This is a genomic window from Georgenia thermotolerans (assembly GCF_009193185.1).
Taxonomy (GTDB): domain Bacteria; phylum Actinomycetota; class Actinomycetes; order Actinomycetales; family Actinomycetaceae; genus Georgenia; species Georgenia thermotolerans.
Map to the genome: position 1 here is coordinate 1 of NZ_VUKF01000041.1, position 20,851 is coordinate 20,851.

General features: G+C 74.7%; 17 protein-coding genes and 1 pseudogene. 14 read left to right on the forward strand and 4 right to left on the reverse strand.

Annotation, left to right across the window (positions count from 1 at the left end):
- Positions 1–48: 48 nt before the first annotated feature.
- Positions 49–879: pseudogene (locus GD970_RS16700) on the reverse strand (IS481 family transposase); the annotation flags it as partial.
- A 231-nt stretch (positions 880–1,110) separates the two neighbouring features.
- Here GD970_RS16700 and GD970_RS16705 point away from each other — a divergent pair.
- On the forward strand, positions 1,111–2,772 hold the full coding sequence (locus GD970_RS16705; RefSeq protein ID WP_193314974.1) for a PTS sugar transporter: 1,662 nt from the start codon (positions 1,111–1,113) through the stop codon (positions 2,770–2,772).
- 103 nt (positions 2,773–2,875) lie between these two features.
- Here GD970_RS16705 and GD970_RS16710 read toward each other — a convergent pair whose 3' ends face one another.
- Together GD970_RS16710 and GD970_RS16715 are read right to left on the reverse strand one after the other, a co-directional pair.
- Positions 2,876–3,208, reverse strand: coding sequence for a YnfA family protein (locus tag GD970_RS16710; protein WP_152204044.1), 333 nt, complete (start codon positions 3,206–3,208; stop codon positions 2,876–2,878).
- Between the two features lie 166 nt (positions 3,209–3,374).
- The gene (locus GD970_RS16715) at positions 3,375–4,772 is read right to left on the reverse strand and encodes a glycosyltransferase (RefSeq protein WP_152204045.1); all 1,398 of its coding nucleotides are present in this window, start codon (positions 4,770–4,772) and stop codon (positions 3,375–3,377) included.
- 237 nt (positions 4,773–5,009) lie between these two features.
- Here GD970_RS16715 and purL point away from each other — a divergent pair, with 237 nt between their 5' ends.
- The 3 genes from purL to GD970_RS16730 all read left to right on the forward strand — a co-directional run bounded on the left by purL (position 5,010) and on the right by GD970_RS16730 (position 9,304).
- Positions 5,010–7,313, forward strand: a complete 2,304-nt coding sequence (gene purL / locus GD970_RS16720) for a phosphoribosylformylglycinamidine synthase subunit PurL (protein ID WP_152204046.1) — start codon at positions 5,010–5,012, stop codon at positions 7,311–7,313.
- A 265-nt stretch (positions 7,314–7,578) separates the two neighbouring features.
- The gene (gene gdhA, locus GD970_RS16725) at positions 7,579–8,916 is read left to right on the forward strand and encodes an NADP-specific glutamate dehydrogenase (protein WP_152204047.1); all 1,338 of its coding nucleotides are present in this window, start codon (positions 7,579–7,581) and stop codon (positions 8,914–8,916) included.
- Between the two features lie 85 nt (positions 8,917–9,001).
- Positions 9,002–9,304: a thiamine-binding protein gene (locus GD970_RS16730; RefSeq protein ID WP_152204048.1), complete on the forward strand. Its 303-nt coding sequence runs from the start codon at positions 9,002–9,004 to the stop codon at positions 9,302–9,304.
- Between the two features lie 3 nt (positions 9,305–9,307).
- Here GD970_RS16730 and GD970_RS16735 read toward each other — a convergent pair whose 3' ends face one another.
- Positions 9,308–10,783, reverse strand: a complete 1,476-nt coding sequence (locus GD970_RS16735; RefSeq protein ID WP_211489771.1) for an MFS transporter — start codon at positions 10,781–10,783, stop codon at positions 9,308–9,310.
- 201 nt (positions 10,784–10,984) lie between these two features.
- On the opposite strand from GD970_RS16735, the gene GD970_RS16740 reads away from it, so the two are divergent.
- The 10 genes from GD970_RS16740 (at position 10,985) to GD970_RS16785 (ending at position 20,842) form a co-directional block, all read left to right on the forward strand.
- Positions 10,985–12,931, forward strand: a complete 1,947-nt coding sequence (locus GD970_RS16740; protein WP_152204049.1) for a bifunctional metallophosphatase/5'-nucleotidase — start codon at positions 10,985–10,987, stop codon at positions 12,929–12,931.
- Positions 12,932–13,071: 140 nt separating this feature from the next.
- Entirely contained in the window at positions 13,072–14,811 is a 1,740-nt protein-coding gene (locus tag GD970_RS16745) for a bifunctional metallophosphatase/5'-nucleotidase (protein WP_152204050.1), read from the forward strand.
- A gap of 66 nt (positions 14,812–14,877) precedes the next feature.
- The gene (locus GD970_RS16750; protein ID WP_152204051.1) at positions 14,878–15,279 is read left to right on the forward strand and encodes a sterol carrier family protein; all 402 of its coding nucleotides are present in this window, start codon (positions 14,878–14,880) and stop codon (positions 15,277–15,279) included.
- Positions 15,276–16,010 carry a hypothetical protein gene (locus GD970_RS16755; protein WP_152204052.1) on the forward strand — a complete coding sequence of 245 codons (735 nt, stop codon included), beginning with the start codon at positions 15,276–15,278 and terminating at the stop codon, positions 16,008–16,010. Before GD970_RS16750 ends, GD970_RS16755 begins: the two co-directional genes overlap by 4 nt.
- A gap of 9 nt (positions 16,011–16,019) precedes the next feature.
- A complete protein-coding gene (locus GD970_RS16760; RefSeq protein ID WP_152204053.1) occupies positions 16,020–17,492 on the forward strand; it encodes an RNB domain-containing ribonuclease in 1,473 nt (490 codons plus the stop codon).
- Positions 17,493–17,556: 64 nt separating this feature from the next.
- Entirely contained in the window at positions 17,557–18,096 is a 540-nt protein-coding gene (locus tag GD970_RS16765) for a hypothetical protein (protein WP_152204054.1), read from the forward strand.
- Positions 18,093–19,319: an Nramp family divalent metal transporter gene (locus GD970_RS16770; protein WP_152204055.1), complete on the forward strand. Its 1,227-nt coding sequence runs from the start codon at positions 18,093–18,095 to the stop codon at positions 19,317–19,319. The genes GD970_RS16765 and GD970_RS16770 overlap by 4 nt, the downstream gene beginning before the upstream one ends.
- Entirely contained in the window at positions 19,316–19,726 is a 411-nt protein-coding gene (locus GD970_RS16775) for a hypothetical protein (RefSeq protein WP_152204056.1), read from the forward strand. Before GD970_RS16770 ends, GD970_RS16775 begins: the two co-directional genes overlap by 4 nt.
- Complete coding sequence (locus GD970_RS16780; RefSeq protein WP_152204057.1) at positions 19,713–20,042, forward strand: PRC-barrel domain-containing protein; 330 nt, start codon at positions 19,713–19,715, stop codon at positions 20,040–20,042. The genes GD970_RS16775 and GD970_RS16780 overlap by 14 nt, the downstream gene beginning before the upstream one ends.
- The gene (locus GD970_RS16785) at positions 20,039–20,842 is read left to right on the forward strand and encodes an MIP/aquaporin family protein (RefSeq protein WP_211489770.1); all 804 of its coding nucleotides are present in this window, start codon (positions 20,039–20,041) and stop codon (positions 20,840–20,842) included. Before GD970_RS16780 ends, GD970_RS16785 begins: the two co-directional genes overlap by 4 nt.
- The last annotated feature ends 9 nt before the right edge of the window (positions 20,843–20,851 follow it).

Here is a 20,851-nt window from a genome sequence, read left to right on the forward strand (position 1 = left end):
AACACTCCGGGAAATCCGGCGTTTCTACCGCTGCTCCTACCGGGATTAGCCGGTTAAGAGAGGCCGGTAGGGCCTCGTGTACTTGTGCTTGACGTCGGCGTCGGTCAGGACGGCGTTGAAGATCTTGGAGCGGTAGCACGAGCCGTTGTCGGTCAGGACCCGCTCGACGCGGATGCCGCGGGCGGCGAAGTGGTCCAGGGCCCGGGTCATGAACGCCGCCGCGGTCTCCTTGGTCTCGTCGGTCAGGATCTCGGAGTAGACCAGGCGGGAGTGGTCGTCCTGGGCGTGGTGGAGGTAGGCGTAGCCCAGGTTCGGCCGGCCGGGGACTTTCCGGGGCCGGCCCTGGTCACGGTGCGCGGAGCTGTTGCGTCCGCCGGCGGCACGGCCGAGCACGCGGTGCCCGCCGCCGTCGGGGATGCGGCCGAGCTTCTTGATGTCGACGTGGATCAGCTCCCCGGGCTTCTCGCGCTCGTAGCGCACGACCTTGCGGCGCCTGGCGCGGATCGGGGCGCCGGTGGCCGGGTCGACCCAGCGCAGCGGTGGGCAGCCGTAGCGGGTCAGGATCCGCTGGACCGTGGAGACGTTCAGGCCCAGGTGGTAGGCGATGTGCTGCGGTCCCCAGCGCCGGGACACCCGCAGGTTCACCACCCGCCGCTCGGTGCGCCCCGGGGTGCGGTGCGGGCAGGACCGGGGCCGGCTGGAGCGGTCGGCCAGGCCCGCCTCGCCCTCCTCGCGGTAGCGCCTGGCCCACCGCTGGGCGCAGGTGACCGAGACGTTGAACCGCTCCGCCGCCCGCCGCAGCGGCCAGCCGTCCTCCACGACGCACCGGGCTAGGCGCAGACGGCCCAGTGGGGTCAGCGGGGCGTTAGCGTGGGACACGAGGACCTCCGTGGTGGTGCAGATGCCTAGACAGCTCCACACCTACCCGGAGGTCCTCACCCGTTCAGGGAAACCGTCCCGGCGTGTCCACAACGTCCCGGGTCAGTACACCTAGCCGGGGCGCCCGGCCGCCGGGCGGCGTGGCTGCTCACCCCTCGGGACCGGCCCCGTGCGGGCACCCGCGGGCCGTTTACCCTGCAGGGGTCCCCCTTTTCTCACTGGAGCACCTCCATGCCTGACGCCCCCCGGCCCGCACCGGCGTCCACCCCCGACCTCCGCACCCCCGTCCGGCGACTCGCCGTCGTCGGCAGCAGCGGGGGCAACCTGTACAGCCACGGCGGGGATGAGCCGCTGCGCCTGGTCGAGGAGATCCGCCGCCAGGCCCGCGCGGGCGGCTTCGAGGTGACCACGCTTCAGCTCGTCGCGGCCCGGGCCTCCATGGACGGCGCCGGCGAGGACACCCCGGCCGAGCTGCTCGAGCTGCGCGACGGCGCGGTGACGGTCACCGCCCGCGGCACGCTGGCCGAGGTCAACGCGGCGGCCGCCGCGGTGGACGCCGCACTGGCCGAGGCGGTCGGGCGCGGCGAGGTCGACGCCCTCGTGCTGGTCAGCGCCGACCCCTCCGGCGTCAACGCCGCCGCGGTGGGCGCCGCCGTCGCGGCGCAGCTGCCGGCGGCCGGCACCGGCGGGTCCTCGATCGCGGCCGCGCAGGCGCTGGGGCTGCAGCTGGTCGCGGCGTCGGGCACGACCGGCTCGACGAGCACCACCCGGGCCGTCTCCTACATCGCCGGCCTCGCCCGGCACTTCGGCCACCGCTACCGCCCGGCCCTCGGCTCGGCGGAGACCCCGGCCGCCGCCGGCTCGCCGTGGCGGCGCATCTCCGTGCGCGGGATCATGGTCGGCTCGCTGCCGGCGTTCATCGCCCTCGCGCTCGTCCTCGCCGTGTCGAAGGTCCCCGGCCTCGGCGCGCTCACCCCCGTCTTCGACGCCCTGATCGCCGGGCTGCCGGTCGTCGTCGCCGCCGTCGCCGCCCGCCGGGTCTCCGGGCTCGGCGAGGTCGGCCTGGTCGCCGGCGTCGTCGCCGGCGTGCTGTCCACCGACGGCGGCATCATCGGCGGCCTGGTCGGCGGCATCCTCGCGGGTGCCGGGGTGTCCTACCTGCTGCGCTGGACGCTGGGCCACCGCTTCCCGGTGACGACGGCGAACATCGTCGCCGGCGGCCTGTCCGGCCTGGTGGCCGGGCTGCTGGTGTTCCTCGCGCTCGCCCCGGTGACGGCGGCGCTGGGGGAGGGCGTCAAGGACGCCATCGGCTTCCTCGTCGACCTCAACCCGCTGCTCGCCGGCGCCGTCGCCGGCCTCGTCATCTGGCCGGCGATCATGGGCGGGGTCTACCACGCCGCGATCCTGCCGCTGGTGCTGCTGGAGATGGGCGAGAAGGGGCACAGCTTCTTCGGCGCCGTCGACATGGTCAGCCTGGTCATGGTCTCCCTGGGCATCACCCTGGCCAACGCGGTGCGGCCGCGCAGCTCCGGGGAGCGGGCGCTGGCGGCGTCCGGCGCCGCGGTGAACTTCGGCTTCGGCACCTTCGTCGAGGCGTCCTACCCGTTCATGTTCGCCGACCGCAAGGTGCTGGCGGTCGCGCTCGGCTCGGCCACCCTGGGCGGGCTCGTCGTCGGGGCGACGGGCGCCGAGGCGACGGCGTACCTGCCCGCCGTGGTCGCGCCGTTCGTCGCCACGAACACGGTGGGCATGGTGCTCTCGATGCTCGTCGGCGCCGTGGTGCCGTTCGTCGCGGTGCTGATGCTCAACGTGCGTCACAACCGCCGTGTCCGCACGGCGGACGCGTCGACCGCGAGCGTGGCCGCGGCTGACTCCGTTCGTCAGGGGGCGTAGCCGCGAGGGCCCCTAGCCGAAAACTGCGTACGGATATGCCGTACTGGGCTTTCGGCTAGGGGGCCATCGCCGTCCCCCACCGGCGAGCACCTCGCGACGGGCCTCAGGCCGGTCGCGGGGCGTACATGATCACCGCGACCCCCGCGAGGCAGACGAGGGCGCCGATGACGTCCCACCGGTCGGGGCGGAAGCCGTCGACGAGCACGCCCCACGCGAGGGAACCGGCGACGAACACCCCGCCGTAGGCGGCGAGGATGCGGCCGAAGTTCGCCTCGGGCTGCAGGGTGGCGACGAACCCGTAGAGGCCCAGGGCGATCGCGCCGGCACCGACCCAGATCCACCCCTTGTGCTCGCGCACGCGTTGCCAGACCTGCCAGGCGCCGCCGATCTCGAAGAGGGCGGCGATGGCGAAGAGCAGGATGGAACGCAGCGGCACGGGGGTCTCCTTGTTCGTTTGCGGCGACGCTATCGGGCGCCGGCCGGCGAGGACGCCTCTGACGTCTCGCGCCCGACTTGACGCCTCGCGCCCGACTTGACGTCTCGCGCCCGACTTGACGTCTCGCGCCCGACTTGACGTCTCGCGGGTGGTCGGGGAGGGGGAGTCAGAGGAGCTCGTCGACGAGGTCGACGTACTGCAGCAGGTGGCGGTCGCTGAGGAACTCGCGGCGGACCCGGTCGTGGGCGGCCTGCCCGAGCCGCTCGGCGAACGCCGGCTCGGCGAGCAGCCGCGCCACGCACGTCATCACCCCGTGCAGGTCCGTGGGGTCGGGCACGAGCAGCCCGTTCGTGCCGTCGGTGATCTGGTCCTGGATCCCGCCCACCGCCGTGGCCACCACCGGCCGGCCCTTCCACAGCGCCTCGGTCACCGTCAGCCCGAAGCCCTCGGCCAGGCTCTTCTGCACCACGACGGCGGCGTGGCGCTGCAGGGCGTTGACGAGCAGCGCGTTGTGCTCCCGGTCGCCGGTGGGCAGGCACGCCACGTGCGCGCGGGCCCGTACCTGCGGCTCGAGGCCCTGCCAGATCTCCAGGCACCCGTCGAGCACGTCCGCCGCGGCGCTGTCGTGCGGGGCGACGGCGGCACCGGCCAGCAGCAGGTGGACATCCTCGGGCAGCTCGTCGAACCCCTCGGCGAAGGCGATGAGCACCCCGCTCATGTCCTTGAGCCGGTCCCACCGCGAGACCTGCAGCACGGTGCGGGCTCCGGGCGGGACCGGGCCGCCGGCCCGCATGGCGCCGTCGGCGGGCTCCGCGGGCCGGTCCGCGCCGTCCGCGCCCTGCTCCGCCACGGCTGCGCCGCCCACCAGGCCGGCGTCGGCGAGCAGGCGGGAGACCGCGGTGGGGTCGAGCCGGCGGTTCTTGGGCGAGAGCGGGTCCACCGACGGGGCGATGACCCGCACGGCGTCCGCCTCGAGGAACCCGGGCCGGTAGGTCGGCCGGGAGAGCACCACCCGGTCGGCCTGGGCGACGGCCGGCTCGAGGAACGCCCAGGCCCGGTCGAGGATCCCGTCGGGGGCGTCGGTGCCGAGGTGGCAGCGCCAGATCACCCGGGCGCCGCGACGGCGCATCCCCGGCGCCAGCCCGGCGGTGGCCGGGTCGTGCAGGAGGACGACGTCGCCGGAGGCGACCGACTCGCGCACCTCCTCGAGGTTGGCGCCCAGGACCCGGTCGTAGTGCGCCATCTCCTCGGGCCCCAGCTCGCCGCCGTCCCCGGGGTCGGCGTGCATGACCGCGTGCAGCCGGGCGGCGATCCGGAAGAACTCCGCGTCGCCGTCGAGCACGAGCCAGCGGGCGTCCACCCCGCCGTCGCGCGCATAGGGCAGCATCGTGCGGAGCAGCTCGCCCACCCCGCCGCCCTCGGCGGCGCTGACGTTCCACACCGTGCGCCCGGCCAGGAGCCGCCGCGCGCGCTCCTCCCCGGCGGTGAGCCGGCGGGCGGCGACCTCGTCGAGCTCGGCGGCGAGCGCCGCCAGCGGCGCCGCCGAGACCTCCACGGTCCTCATGCCCCCGATCCAACCCCCGGAGAGCGGATCGCGCGAAAGATTCGGAGGGCGCCGCCGAGGAGGGGCGCGGCGCAACGGCCCGCCGAGGGGCGCCGCGCAGGGCTGTCACCGACGGGCGTGGCACCGCGTGGCAGCGGGGCCCATGACGCACGTCACCGCTGCGCCGGACGCCCCCGGAGCCCCGGTCTCGCGCGGGTTACCCTGGCGCGAGCACGGGCCCCGACGCACGGAGGAATCATGACCAGCGTGGCCGAGCACCTGCCGGACACCGTCGAGCACGCGGCGGCGACGCCCGACGTGGAGCTGCCCTACCGGGAGCTGGGCCTCAAGCCCGACGAGTACGACCGCATCGTGGAGATCCTCGGCCGGCGCCCCACCGCCGCCGAGCTCGCCATGTACTCGGTGATGTGGTCCGAGCACTGCTCCTACAAGTCCTCCAAGCGGCACCTGCGCCAGTTCGGCGAGAAGACCACCGAGGCGATGCGCGAGCACCTGCTGGTGGGCATCGGCGAGAACGCCGGCGTCGTCGACATCGGCCAGGGCTGGGCCGTGACCTTCAAGGTCGAGTCGCACAACCACCCGAGCTTCGTCGAGCCCTACCAGGGCGCGGCCACCGGCGTTGGCGGCATCGTGCGCGACATCATCTCCATGGGCGCCCGCCCGGTCGCCGTGATGGACCAGCTGCGCTTCGGCGCCGTCGACCACCCCGACACCGCCCGCGTGGTCCACGGCGTGGTCGCCGGCGTGGCCGGCTACGGCAACTGCCTGGGGCTGCCCAACATCGGCGGCGAGGTCGACTTCGACCCGTCCTACCAGGGCAACCCGCTGGTCAACGCGCTGTGCCTGGGCGTGCTGCGCCACGAGGACATCCACCTGGCCAACGCCTCCGGCGCCGGGAACAAGGTGGTCCTCTTCGGCGCCCGCACCGGCGGCGACGGCATCGGCGGCGCCTCCATCCTCGCCTCGGAGACCTTCGAGGACGGCGTGCCGGCCAAGCGGCCCAGCGTGCAGGTGGGCGACCCCTTCATGGAGAAGGTGCTCATCGAGTGCTGCCTGGAGCTCTTCGCCGCCGGGGTGGTCGAGGGCATCCAGGACCTGGGGGCCGCCGGCATCTCCTGCGCCACCTCCGAGCTGGCCTCCAACGGCGACGGCGGCATGCACGTCGACCTCGAGAAGGTGCTGCTGCGCGACCCCACGCTCACCGCCGGCGAGATCCTCATGAGCGAGTCCCAGGAGCGCATGATGGCCGTCGTCCGGCCGGACCAGCTCGAGGAGTTCCTCGCCATCACCGCCAAGTGGGACGTCGAGACCGCCGTCATCGGCGAGGTTACCGGCACCGGCCGGCTGACCATCGACCACCACGGGCACCGGATCGTCGACGTCGACCCGCGCACCGTCGCCCACGAGGGCCCGGTGTACGACCGGCCCTACGCCCGCCCCGCCTGGCAGGACGCCCTCAACGCCGACACCGCCGCCGCGCTGCCGCGCCCGGGCACCGGCGAGGAGCTGCGCGCGCAGGTGCTGGCGCTGGTCGCCTCCCCGAACCTGGCCTCCAAGGCCTGGGTGACCGACCAGTACGACCGGTACGTGCAGGGCAACACCGCCCTGGCCCAGCCCGACGACGCCGGCGTGGTCCGGGTGGACGAGTCCACGAACCTCGGCGTGGCCCTGGCCACCGACGCCAACGGCCGCTTCACCAAGCTCGACCCCTACGCCGGCGCCCAGCAGGCCCTCGCGGAGGCCTACCGCAACGTGGCCACGGTCGGGGCCCGCCCGCTCGCGGTCACCGACTGCCTCAACTTCGGCTCCCCGGAGGACCCGGACGCCATGTGGCAGCTGGTCCAGGCCACCACCGGCCTGGCCGACGCCTGCCAGGAGCTCGGCGTGCCGGTCACCGGCGGCAACGTCTCCCTCTACAACAGCACCGGCGAGCCCGGCCGCGTCGACTCCTCGATCAACCCCACCCCGGTCGTGGGCGTGCTCGGGGTGCTCGACGACGTGCGCCGCGCCACGCCGTCGGGCTGGACGAGCGAGGGCGAGGCCGTGCTCCTGCTCGGCGCCACCGCCGCCGAGCTGGACGGGTCCGCCTGGGCCGACACGGTCCACCAGCACCTGGGCGGCCGGCCGCCGCGGGTGGACCTGGGCGCCGAGCGGGCCCTGGCCGAGGTGCTGGTCGCCGCCGGCACCGAGCGGCTCGCCCGCGCCGCGCACGACCTGTCCACCGGCGGCCTGGCCCAGGCCCTCGCCGACGCCGTGCTGCGGTACGGGGTGGGCGCGACCGTGGACCTCGACGACGTCGCCGGCCGCGACGGCGTCGACCGCGCCACGCTGCTGTTCGCCGAGACCGGAGCCCGGGCGCTCGTGGCGGTGGCGCCCGACCGCGAGGCCCAGATGGTGGACCTGTGCGCCGCGCACGGGGTCCCGGTCGCCAGGATCGGTACGACGGGCGGCGACGCGCTCACCGTCACCGGGGCGTTCACCCTGCCCCTGACGGAGCTGGCGGAGGCCTCGGCAGCGACCCTGCCTCGGCACTTCGGTTGACCGTCGCGGGCGCGACGTCACGCGTGGCGCCGCACGTCAGGTGCTGCGCGAGGCGTCACCCTCGTCCCGAGACGGCAGCTGCGGCGCGACGTGTCGCGTTCGTCACCGGACGTGCGTCCGGCCCGGGTCCGCGGCGCGACGAAATGGCTGACCGGCGCGGATGCGCCCGGCTGCGCGGCATGCCGTCGCCCCTGCGGGCGTGACGACGCCGCCACCGACGGGCCGTAACATCTTCACCCGACCCCAGACTTAGGAAGGCCCCACCGTGCACGACGATCTCCAGGACGTCTACGACAAGGTGCTGCGCCGCAACCCCGGCGAGCCAGAGTTCCACCAGGCCGTCCGCGAGGTGCTGGAGACGCTTGGCCCCGTCGTGCGCAAGCACCCGGAGTACCGCGAGCTGTCCGTGCTCCAGCGCATCTGCGAGCCGGACCGCCAGATCATCTTCCGGGTGCCGTGGGTCGACGACCAGGGCGCCGTGCAGGTCAACCGCGGGTTCCGGGTGCAGTTCAGCTCGGCGCTCGGCCCCTACAAGGGCGGCCTGCGCTTCCACCCCAGCGTCAACCTGGGCATCGTGAAGTTCCTCGGCTTCGAGCAGATCTTCAAGAACGCCCTGACCGGCCTCGACATCGGCGGCGGCAAGGGCGGCTCGGACTTCGACCCGCACGGGCGCAGCGACCGCGAGATCATGCGGTTCTGCCAGTCGTTCATGACCGAGCTCTTCCGGCACATCGGCGCCGAGACCGACGTGCCGGCCGGGGACATCGGCGTCGGCGGCCGCGAGATCGGCTACCTCTTCGGGCAGTACAAGCGGCTGACCAACCGCTACGAGAGCGGGGTGCTGACCGGCAAGGGCATCGGCTGGGGCGGCTCGCTCGCGCGCACCGAGGCCACCGGCTACGGGGCGGTCATCTTCGCCGACCGCATGCTCTCGACCCGCGGGCAGGCGATGGAGGGCCAGCGCGTGGTCGTCTCCGGCTCCGGCAACGTGGCGATCTACGCGATCGCCAAGGCCCAGGAGCTCGGCGCGCAGGTGGTGACCTTCTCGGACTCCTCGGGCTACGTCGTCGACGAGGCCGGGGTGGACCTCGAGCTGCTCCAGCAGGTCAAGGAGGTCGAGCGCGGGCGCGTCTCCGACTACGTCGACCGCCGGCCGGGCGCCCGGCTCGTCCAGGGCGGCCGGGTCTGGGACGTGCCCTGCACCGTCGCGCTGCCCTGCGCCACCCAGAACGAGCTCGACCACCACGCGGCCGAGGTGCTCATCAAGAACGGCGTGGTCGCCGTCGCCGAGGGCGCCAACATGCCCTGCACGCCCGACGCCGTGGAGGCGTTCCAGCACGCCGGGGTGCTCTTCGGCCCGGGCAAGGCGGCCAACGCCGGCGGCGTGGCGACGTCGGCCCTGGAGATGGCGCAGAACTCCGCCCGCGACCCGTGGAGCTTCGCCAAGGTCGCCTCCAAGCTCGAGATCATCATGGAGCGCATCCACGACGAGTGCGCCTGCACCGCCGAGGAGTACGACGAGCCGGGCAACTACGTGCTGGGCGCCAACATCGCCGGCTTCCGGAAGGTGGCCGACGCCGTCATCGCCCACGGCATCCTCTGAGCCACCCGGCCGCGCCCGCGCGCGGCACCCGTCGCGGGCCCGGCAGCGCTGCTGCCGGGCCCGCGGCCGTGCGTAGGCTGGCCGCATGCTGTTCGCCTTCTCCGTCGCCCCGACCGTCTCCGACACCCCCGACGGCTCGGTGAGCGCCGCCGTCGCCGAGGCGGTGCGCATCGTGCGCGAGTCCGGCCTGCCCAACGAGACCACCGCGATGTTCACCACCGTGGAGGGGGAGTGGGACGAGTGCCTGGCGGTGATCAAGCGCGCCACCGAGGCCGTCGCCGCCGTCAGCCCCCGCGTCAGCCTCGTGATCAAGGCCGACATCCGCCCCGGCCACACCGGCCAGCTCACCGAGAAGGTCCGGCGCGTCGAGGAGCACCTGGGCGGCTGAGCCTCACGCCGCCGGCGGCACCCCCGCCGTGCGCCGGTGCCGGGCGCGCCGCACGGCGTCCGCCAGGGCGAGGACGAGCGCGATCGCGAACAGCCCGAGGGTGAAGCGCAGCCCGACGTTCAGCGCCGGGCCGTACCCGTGCGCGAGCGACCCCGGGCCGCCGTCGGCGGCGAGCGTGGCGAAGAAGACCGAGCTGATGATGGCGATGCCGACGGCGGCGCCGATGCGCTGGGTGGTCTGCAGCACCCCGCCGGCGGTGCCGCCCATGCGCACCGGCACGTCCTGCAACGTGAGTGTCTGGTTCGGGGAGATGACGGCGCCGTTGCCCAGGCCGGCGAGGGCCAGCCAGGCGCCCATCGTCAGCGCGGCGCGGGTCCCGTCGAAGCTGCCCACGGCGATGTCGACGGCGACGACGCCGGCCGACATCACCACGATCCCCACCACGATGGTCCAGCGCTGGAAGCGCTGCACGAGACGCCCGCTCAACGCGGCCGAGGCGCCGCTGACGAGCGCGAACGGCGTCTGGACGAGGCCCGCCTGCAGCGGCGAGAGCCCCAGCCCGAGCTGGAGGTAGAGGGTGCCGACGAGGAAGATGCCGGTGAACCCGGCGAAGTAGGCGGTGCCCACCGCGGAGCCGAAGGTGAAGCTGCGGTCGTGGGTCAGCTCGGCGGAGAGCACCGGGCTGTGCCCGGCGCGCTCGGTGCGCCGCTCCCACCACCAGAACACCGCGAGGAGGACGACGGCGACGCCCAGCAGCCACCACGGCGTGCCCCCCGTGCGGCTGCCGGCGAGGGAGATGAACGGCAGCATCACGCACAGCACGCTGGCGGCGACGAGCACGAGGCCGACGACGTCGATGCCGAGCCGGGCGCGCGGCGCCCGGGCCTCGGCCGGGCCGGGCAGGTGCCGCAGCGCGAGGACGATGAGCGCCACCCCGATCGGCACGTTGACGAGGAAGACCGAGCGCCACCCCTCCGCCTCGCCGAAGATCGCCAGCAGCCCGCCGCCGAGCAGCGGGCCCGTGGCCGTGGACACCCCGATGGTGGCCCCGAACAGGCCGAACGCCCGCGCCCGGTCCCGCCCGCTGAACAGCTGCTGGATGAAGCCGCTGACCTGGGGGTTGAGGACGCCGGCGCTGAGTCCCTGCACGATCCGGGTGAGCGCGAGCATCTCGGGGCTGACGGCCAGGCCGCAGGCGGCGGAGGCGATGACGAACGCGCCGAGCCCGAAGACGAAGACGCTGCGCCGTCCCAGCACGTCCCCGATCCGGCCGGCCGGCACCAGGGTGAGGCCGAAGGCGAGGGTGTAGCCCGCCACGATCCACTGCAGCTCGCTCGGACCGGCCGCCAGCGAGCGCTCCACCGAGGGCAGGGCCACGTTGACGATCGAGACGTCCAGCAGCGTCATGAATCCGGCGCCGAGGCAGACGGCGAAGGCACGCCACCGGGCACGCTCGGCAGTGACGTCGGTGCTGGGCATGCGTCCGGCGTGCCGGCCGGGGAACGAGGTCACCGCACTGGTGTAACAGGCCTCAGTGAGGCACGAGAACCGGACGGTTCCGGTGTCCTCCCGGCCACGGTTGGGTGAACAACCGGCGAGCGGGCGCGTCCTCCCGTTCCCCGGCGCCGGCGCGCACCTACGCTGCGGAACGATCTCGTCCGCATCCTGCAAGAGGACCCCATGACCCGCGATCCCTCCCGCCCGGCGCGCCTGCGCCCGCTCGCCGCGACGTGCGCCGTCACCGTCGCCGCCCTCGGCCTCGGCGCCCTGCCCGCCGGCGCGAACCCTCACGCCGACGGCTCCGTCACCCTCGACATCCTCGGCATCACCGACTTCCACGGCGCCCTCGCCCAGGCCCCGGCACTGGCCGGCCAGGTGGACGCGCTGCGCGCCGCCAACCCCGACACCGTGCTGGTCTCGGTCGGGGACAACATCGGCGGCTCCACCTACGCCTCGGCCATCCAGCAGGACACCCCGACCATCGACGTGCTCAACGCCATGGGTCTGGAGGCCTCCGCCGTCGGCAACCACGAGTTCGACCGCGGCTACGCCGACCTCGCCGGGCGCGTCGCCGACCGGGCCCACTGGGCCTACCTCGGCGCGAACGTCGAGGGGGAGAGCCCCGACCTCGCACCCACCCACGTGTGGACCTCGCCCTCGGGCGTGACCGTCGGCTTCGTCGGCGCCGTCACCGACGCCACCGCCGAGCTGGTCAGCGCCGCCGGCATCGCGGGCATCTCCTTCACCGACGAGGTGGCCGCCGTCAACGCCGCCGCCGCGGACCTCTCCGACGGCGACGAGGCGAACGGCGAGGCCGACGTCGTCGTCGCGCTCGTCCACGAGGGGGCCACCGACGCCCTCGTCACCGGGCTGGGCGGCGACGTGGACGCGTTGTTCACCGGGCACACCCACGCCGTCGTGGACCTCGACGACCGCGACATCCCGGTGATCCAGGGCGGAGCGTCCGGCGCCAACCTCTCGCGCGTGAGCCTCACCTACGACCCGACCACCGACGCGGTGGTCGGCGCCTCGAGCGCCAACATCGCCATCGACGCCAAGAGCCCGGTGCGCGATGCCGAGGTCCAGGGGATCGTCGACCGCGCCCTCGCCGACGCCGCCGTCCTGGGCCGGCAGCCGGTCGGCACGGTCGCCGGCGCCTTCGACCGCGCGACCAACAGCGGCGCGGACACCGGCGCCAACCGCGGCGCCGAGTCGCCGCTGGGCAACCTGCTCGGCGAGGTCGCCCAGGCCACCGCCGCCGCGATCGGCCTCGAGGCCGACTTCGGCATCATCAACCCCGGCGGCATCCGCGCCGACCTCGACGCCGACGACGACGGCACGGTCACCTATCAGGAGGCCTTCGACGTCCAGCCCTTCGGCAACACCATCGGCACCATCGACCTCACCGGGGCCCAGGTGGTGACGATGCTCGAGCAGCAGTTCCAGCCCGGCGCGTCCCGGCCGGTGCTGCGCCTGGGCCTGTCGGACGAGCTGGAGTACGTCTACGACCCCACGGCCGCCCACGGCGAGCACATCACCGCCGTGTACGTCGACGGCGCCCCGCTCGACCCGGCCGCGACCTACACCGTCGCGTCCAACACCTTCCTCCTCGGCGGCCAGGACGGGTTCGAGGTCTTCACCGAGGGCACCAACCTCACCGAGACCGGCATCGTCGACGTCCAGGGCCTCATCGACTACCTCGCGGCCCACCCCGGCCTGGTGCCCGACCTGGCCCAGCGCTCGGTCGGCGTGACCAGCCGTGGCGCGCTGACGGCCGACGCGCCGGCCACCCTGGAGCTGTCCTCGCTGGCCTTCACCGCCTCCGAGCCCGCACCGCCAACGGTGAGCGTCTCCCTCGACGGCTCCGTCCTCGCCACCGCGCCGGTGGACGCGACCGTCACGCCGAACACCGACGAGACCGGCACCGCCACCGTGACGTTCACGCTCCCGAAGAAGCTCGCGGCCGGGTTCGACGACCTGGTCATCACCACCGACGCCGGCACCGCGATCGCCTACCCGGCCGCGGTGGACGGGCGGATCCCGCCCGGCCACCGCGTCGAGCACCCGGGCCAGGGCAACGTGCCCGACCACGTCCGGACACGGTGGGCCGAGCGCGCCGCCCGCTGACCTCGCACGACCGCCCCGGCCCCGGCCAGCACCGCGCTGCCCGGGGCCGGGGCGTCTCTGCCTCCGCTGCCCGTCCCGAATTCCTTCCGCGCGTGGGTGGTTGCCGCTACGGTCTGCCCCACCCGAGCGAGAGGAACGACATGTCCAGACGACGAGGTCTGCGCGCGAGAACGGTGGCGGCGACGGCGGGGCTCGCCCTCGCCTCGGTTGCGCTGGTCGCCGGCGGCGCGGCCGCCGCACCGGCGAACGACAAGCCCCGCCCCGGCGACGTCGAGGTCCAGCTGCTGGCCTTCAACGACTACCACGGCCATCTCGAGTCGGGCACTCCCGGCACGATCGGCACGACCGCGGCCGGCGGCGCGGAGTTCCTGGCCACCCACCTCGCCCAGCTGCGCGAGGGGCACCGCAACTCGGTCACCGTGGCGGCCGGGGACCTCATCGGCGGCTCGCCGTTCCTCTCCGGGCTCTTCCACGACGAGCCGTCGGTGGAGTCCCTCAACGCCCTCGGCCTGGACGTCTCCGGCGTCGGCAACCACGAGTTCGACGAGGGGGTCACCGAGCTGCTGCGCATGCAGAACGGCGGGTGCCACCCGGTGGACGGCTGCTACTTCCCCGACGCCCCCTACGCCGGCGCCGACTTCCAGTGGCTCGCGGCCAACGTCCGCAACGACCAGACCGGCAAGACCCCGCTCCCGCCCTACTGGGTGCAGAAGTTCCAGGGCGCCAAGGTCGGCTTCATCGGCATGACCCTCGAGGGCACCGACGCCCTCGTGGCCCAGTCCGGCATCCAGGGCTGGAAGTTCCGCGACGAGGTCGAGACCGCCAACGCGCTGGTGCCCGAGCTCAAGAAGCAGGGCGTCGAGGCGATCGTCGTGCTCCTGCACGAGGGCGGCGCGCAGACCGGCACCTACGACCAGTGCGCCGGCATCTCCGGGCCGGTGGTGGACATCGCCAAGAACCTCGACCCCGAGATCGACGTGCTCCTGACGGGGCACACCCACCAGGCGTACAACTGCTCCATCCCGGACCCCGACGGCGTCCCGCGCCGCGTCACCTCCGCCGCCTCCTTCGGCCGGGTCGTCTCCGAGATCAACCTCACCATCAGCCGGACCACCGGCGACGTGCGCCGCGACACGGTCACGGCCACCAACCACGTCGTCACCCAGGACGTCGCGCGGGCGCCCGAGCAGACCCGGATCATCGACAAGTGGAAGGGCCTGGCCGACACGGTGGGCAGCTCCGAGGTGGGCCGCATCACCGCCGACATCCGCCGCCAGTACGAGGCGGGCGGGTCGGACAACCGCGGTGCCGAGTCCGACCTCGGCAACATGATCGCGGACTCCCAGCTGCGGGCCACCCAGGCCAACGGCGCCCAGATCGCCCTCATGAACCCTGGCGGCCTGCGCGCCGACCTGCTCTACGCCCGCTCCGGTGCCGAGACCACCGACGGCGTGGTCACCTACGCCGAGGCGTTCAACGTCCAGCCGTTCGGCAACCTGCTGAGCACCATCCCGATGACGGGGGACCAGCTCCACCGGATCCTGCTCCAGCAGTGCCAGCCGCGCTACCTCCACCTCGGGGTGTCCGCCGGCTTCACCTACGACGTGAGCCGGCAGCTCGACGGGCGCGTGTGCACCCCGGGCAGCATCGAGGTGACGAACATGCGGCTCAACGGGGTGCCGATCGACCCGGCCGCGACCTACATGGTGACGGTGAACAACTTCCTCGTCGACGGCGGCGACGGCTTCACGGTCTTCCGCGAGATCGACCCGGCCCTGCGGGTCGGCGCGGGCATCGACCTCGACGCCCTCAACGCCTACCTCCGCACCCAGGGCCCGATCGCCCCGCCCGGGACCGACAGGGTCAACGAGCTGGCGTAGCGCTCCTCGGTGGGGCCGGGCCGGTGCCGGCCCGGCCCCACCCGCGGCGCGGGTTACCGTGGTGGCGTGCCCCCACGCCGCCGCATCGATCCCTCCGACGGGCTGGCCGCCCTGGGCCGCTGGGCCGCCGGTCGGGACGGCGGCGCCGACGGCGACCTGCCGGCCACCGTCGTGCGCACCGCCGTCCGCTTCACCCTCGAGGAGCTCGCCGTGAGCTCGCCGGGCAACAGCGTCGAGGTGCGCGTGCCGCCCGCCGGTGCCGTGCAGGCCATCGCCGGACCGCGCCACACCCGCGGGACCCCGCCCAACGTCATCGAGACCGACCAGGAGACCTGGCTGGCGCTCGCCACCGGCGTGCTGACGTGGGAGGAGGCCGTGGCCTCCGGGCGGGTGCACGCCTCGGGCATCCGCGCGGACCTGAGCCCGGTTCTCCCGCTCGTGCGCCACCCAGGTAGGTTCGCCCGGTGACCAGCTCCACCCCCGACCCCCGCCGGGGCGACGGCGAGCCCGAGGTGCCCGCCCAGCCGCCGGCCCACGCCGCGCCCGCCGGCGGCCGGCCTGTCCCCAGCGAGACCCCCGCCGCCGACCAGCCTGTCCCGGCGGAGACCTCCGCCGCCGCGCCTCCGCCCGGGGCGCCTTCCGGCGCCGAGCCCGCCGCCGCCGAGCCTCCGGCCGGCGCGCCTCCTGCCGCCGAGTCGGCGGGCACCGAGCCCGCCGCCGAGCCCGAGTACCGCGTGGCCGATCTCGTCGACCGGTCCACCGTGCGCCGCGCCCCGCGCTTCGGCCGCTTCGTGCTGGCCGGGATCCTCGTCGGCGCGGTCGTCTCGGCCGGCCTCGCCGTCCTCTCCCCGTCGGACCACCTGGCCCGTTCGGACCTGTTCTGGCTGCTCTTCCTGTCTCTCGGCGCCGCCGGCGCCCTGGCCGGTCTCGGCGTCGCGGTCTTCCTGGACCGCCGGTCGTGGGAGCAGCGTGCCTCCCGCACGGGCGCCCGCCCGGCACCGGGTGGGCCCGTGCCGGGTGCGGTGGCACCGGGCGGCCCCGCGGCGGCCGGCCCGGTGGACACCGGCCCGGCGGCGGAGGAGGCCGCGGGCGCCGCGGGCCCCGGGAGCGACAGCCACACGACCGAGGGCGGCACGACGGAGGGCGGCACGCCGGACGGGTCCGGCCCACCGGACGCGGGGCGACCGCGCCGGTCCTAGGGTGCGGACGTGCCCTGCCGCCAGCTGCGCCTGCCCGCCGCCACGCCGTCCGAGGTCCACCACGCCCTGACCGGCCTGCGCGAGGAGCTGGGCATCGCGCCCGGCTTTCCCGCCGACGTGCTCGCCGAGGCCGAACGGGCGGCGGCCGAGGCCGAGCCGCCGTCGGCGGACGCCACCGACGTCCCCTTCGTCACCATCGACCCACCCGGTTCGCGGGACCTCGACCAGGCGGTCCACATCGACGCCGACGGCGACGGGTTCCTGGTCCGGTACGCCATCGCCTCCCTCGCCACGTTCGTCGCCCCGGGCGGTGCCGTCGACCGGGCGGCGCACGAGCGCGGCGTCACCGTCTACGGCCCGGCCGGCTCCTACCCGCTGCACCCGCCGGCGCTGAGCGCCGGCGCCGCCAGCCTGCTCGAGGGGCAGGAGCGCCCGGCGTACGTGTGGTCCCTGCTCGTCGGACCCGACGGCGCGCTGCGCGGCGCCGAGGTCGTGCGCGCCCGGGTCCGCTCGCGCGCCCGCCTGACCTACGCCGAGGTCCAGGCGGCCGTCGACGGCGGGGCCGCCCTGCCAGACGGTGCGCCCGCCGAGCTGCCCGCCCTCCTGCGCACCGTGGGCCGGTTGCGCCAGGAGCGCGAGCGGGCCCGCGGCGGGGTCTCGCTGGACATCCCCGAGCAGGAGGCGGTCCGGGCCGACCACGGCTACGTGCTGCGCTTCCGGGCGACGCTGCCGGTGGAGGGATGGAACGCCCAGATCTCCCTGCTGACCGGCATCGCGGCGGCTCGGATGATGCGTGCGGCGGGGGTGGGCATCGTGCGCACGCTGCCGGCCGCCGACCCCCGCGACGTCGCCCGGCTGCGCCGCACCGCCCGCGCCCTGGAGATCCCCTGGCCGGCCGAGACGTCCTACGGGGAGCTGCTGCGGCGCCTGGACTCCGGCGTGCCGGCGCATGCCGCGTTCCTCACCGAGGCCACCACGCTCTTCCGCGGCGCGGGCTACCTCGCCTTCGGCGCGCCGGGCACCCCCGACGCGGCCGACGTCCCGGCGGGCGAGGCCCGCCACGCCGCCATCGGCGCGGAGTACGCCCACGTGACCGCGCCGCTGCGCCGGCTCGTGGACCGCTACGGCCTGGAGGTGTGCCTCGCCCACAGCACCGGCGCGCCCGTGCCCGCCTGGGTGCTCGACGCCCTGCCCCGTCTCGCAGGGACCATGACGAGCACCACCCGCCGCGCGAACGCCTTCGAACGCGGGGCGCTGGACGCCCTCGAGGCGCTCGTCCTGGAGGGACGGGTGGGGGAGCGGTTCGCCGGTGTCGTCGTCGATCTCGACGGCGAGCGCACCGGCCGCGGCACCGTGGTGCTGCGCGAGCCGGCCGTGCGCGCCCGGGTCGAGGGCGAGACCCTGCCGCTGGGCGAACCGGTCGAGGCCCGGCTGGCCGAGGCCGACGTCGCCGCCCGGCGCGTGCGCTTCACCGTTCCCTGAGCACCTCGGGATCCTTGAGCCCACACGACGGGCGGGCACGGGGCGGCGGCGCGACACTGTCGCCGTGGAGGGCTGCGGCGCGGCAGTACCGGTGGGCGAGGCGCCCGGGGAGGGCAGGGCCCGCCTGGGCCCGAGCACCGCGCGGCCCCGTCGGTCCCGGGCGGCGGGGCCGACTGCCGCCCTGCTCGCGGCCGCGGGCCTGCTCGGCGGCTGCGCGACCCCCGGCGGCCTGGCCGGGAACCTCTCTCAGGCGGCCTCGCAGGCCTCCTCCTCGGCCGCCAGCTCCGCCCTCGGGCTGGAGCTGTACCTCGACGGCCGCACGACGGCCACCGTCGCCGACGTCACCCTCATCGACATGGCCCGCCAGGTCTCCACGGCCCAGGACGCCGCCAGCCAGCAGGTGGTCGCCGGCGGCGACGAGCTGAAGCTGCGCGACGACGTCACGGGCGCCATCACCGCGGTGGGCGACGAGATCGACCAGGCCCGCGCCCTGGTGGCCGGCGCCGTGCCCGCCGAGGAGGGGCCGGCCCTCGTCACGGACCTGCAGGCCCGGGCCGGCGCCCTGTCGGACACCGCCGACCGCCTCGAGAAGGCGGCCGGATGAAGCGCCTTCTCGGACTCGCCCTCGGCATCCTCACCGCGATCGGCGGCTTCGTCGACATCGGGGACCTGGTGACCAACGCCGTCGTCGGCTCGCGGTTCGGGCTCTCGCTGGTGTGGGTGGTCGTGGTCGGGGTCGTCGGCATCTGCCTCTTCGCCGAGATGTCGGGGCGGGTGGCCGCCGTCAGCGGCCGCGCCACCTTCGAGATCATCCGCGAACGGCTCAGCCCCCGGATGGCGCTGGCCAACCTCACCGCCTCGTTCCTCATCAACCTCCTCACCCTCACCGCGGAGGTGGGCGGCATCGCGCTCGCCCTGCAGCTGGCCAGCGACGTCCACCCTCGGCTGTGGATCCCGGTGGCTGCCTTCGCGGTCTGGCTGGTGGTCTGGCGGGTGAAGTTCTCCGTCCTCGAGAACGTCACGGGGGTCGTCGGTCTCACCCTCATCGTCTTCGCCGTGGCGATCTTCCTGCTCGCCCCGAACTGGTCGGAGCTGGCGAGCGGGCTCCGTCCGTCCGTGCCCGCCGGCGAGCCGGTGCCGACCTACTGGTACTACGCCGTCGCGCTGTTCGGGGCCGCGATGACGCCCTACGAGGTCTTCTTCTTCTCCTCCGGCGCCGTCGAGGAGCGGTGGTCGGTCAGGGACCTGGGCCAGGAGCGGCTCAACGTCTTCGTCGGCTTCCCCCTCGGCGGGCTGCTGTCCATCTCCATCGCCGTGTGCGCGGCCATCGTCCTGCTGCCTCGGGGCATCCGGGTGACCTCCCTGTCCGAGGTGGTCGCCCCGGTGGCCCTCGCCGGCGGCAAGCTCGCGCTCGCCGTCGTCATCGTCGGGATGGTGGCGGCCACGTTCGGCGCCGCGCTCGAGACTGCGCTGGCCGGCGGGTACACCGTCGCCCAGTTCTTCGGCTGGTCGTGGGGCAAGTTCCGCCGTCCCACCGAGGCCGCCCGCTTCCACCTGCTCGTCATCGTCACGCTGCTCGTGGGCGTCGGGGTGCTCATGACGGGCGTCGACCCGGTCAAGGTCACGGAGTACTCCGTGGTGTTCTCCGCCATCGCCCTGCCGCTGACCTACCTGCCCATCCTCATCATCGCGAACGACCCGCAGTACGTGGGCGACCACGTCAACGGCCGGTTCACCAACGCGCTCGGTCTGGTGTTCCTCGTCCTCATCGTGCTCGCCTCGGTCGCCGCCATCCCGCTCATGATCGTCACGGGGGCGGGCGCATGAGCCCGCGCCGGCGCGCGCGGCGTCTTCCCGCCCCGCCCCGCCCGGCGGGCCGGGTCCTCGACGCGCGCCTGCACCTGCTGGACCGGCAGGTGCTCGATGTCGACGACGTCCCGGTGACCACTGTCGACGACCTGGAGGTCGAGGGCGTCGAGCGCACCCGGGAGAAGGAGGCCGAACGCCCTCACGTCACCGCGCTGGTGACCGGGCCCGTGCTCGGCACCCGCATCTTCGGCGGCCGGCCGCCGGAGAACCGATGGATCCGGGTGCCCTGGTCGGACGTCAGCTCCGTCGACGTCGCCATCTCCCTCGGCGTGCCGGGCGAGGGCCTGGAGGCGACGTGGCGGGAGCGATGGGTGCGCGACCACATCATCCGCCGGATCCCCGGGGGCGGCCATGCTCCTCAGTGACCTCCTCGAGCTGCCGGTGCTCACGGCGGCGGGCGAGCGGATCGGCTACGTCAACGACGTGCGCTTCGTCCTCGACGGCCCGCCGGAGGGCGTGCTCGCCCGCCCCCAGCTCCACGGCCTGGTCGTCAGCCCCCGCCGCCGCGGCTCCTTCCTCGGCTACGAGCGCCGGGCCGTGGCCGCCCCGGCCCTCATCAACAGGTTCCTCACCTGGCGGCACGCCGGCAGCGTGCTCGTGCTGTGGCCGGAGGTGCGCCTGGTCGCGCCCGACGCCGTCCACCTGGCCGCCGGCTACCACCCCTACGACCCGGTGCTGTGAGCGGTGATCCGGCCGGCCGCGGCGGCCGGGACGACGCGCTGCGCCACCTGTCCCTCTCCCAGGCGCAGCAGGAGCAGGCGCGGGAGTTCACCGAGCCCGGGCACACCCTGCGCCGGTGGTTCGCCGAGGTGCTCGGCACCTTCTTCCTCGTCCTGGTGGCCGCGGGCGGGAAGGTGGTCGGCGCCGCCTCGGGCGGCGCGGTGGGGCGCAGCGCCGCCATCACGGCGCCAGGGCTCATGGTCATGGTCGTCATCCTGTTCATGGGCGCCACCTCCGGCGCCCACCTCAACCCCGCCGTGACGCTGGGGTTCGCGCTGCGGAGGGACTTCCCCTGGCGACGCGTGCCGGGGTACCTCGCCGCCCAGCTCGTCGGGGCGGTCGCGGCGGCGGGCGTGCTGCGCCTGACCTTCGGCCTGGCGGGCGACGTCGGTACGACCGCGGTGGGAGCCGGTTTCACCGTGACCCAGGCGCTGGTCACCGAGACCTTGCTCACCTTCGGCCTGGTCAGCACCGTGCTCGGGGCCTCCTCCGGGGCCCAGAACATCGGCACCTTCTCCGCCATCGCCGTCGGCGGCTACATCGTCCTCGCGGGGTTGTGGGCGAGCCCCGTCAGCGACGCGTCGATGAACCCCGCCCGGTCCATCGGCCCGGCCCTGGTCGCGGGGCGGTTCACGGACCTGTGGCTCTACGTCGCCGGGCCGCTGCTCGGCGCGGTGCTCGCCGTCGGGGCGGCCTACCTGCTGCGCGGCCCGGGCGGCGGGCCGACGGCGTCGACGGCCGCCCAGGGCCGGCCCCGGTAGGCCCGGCCA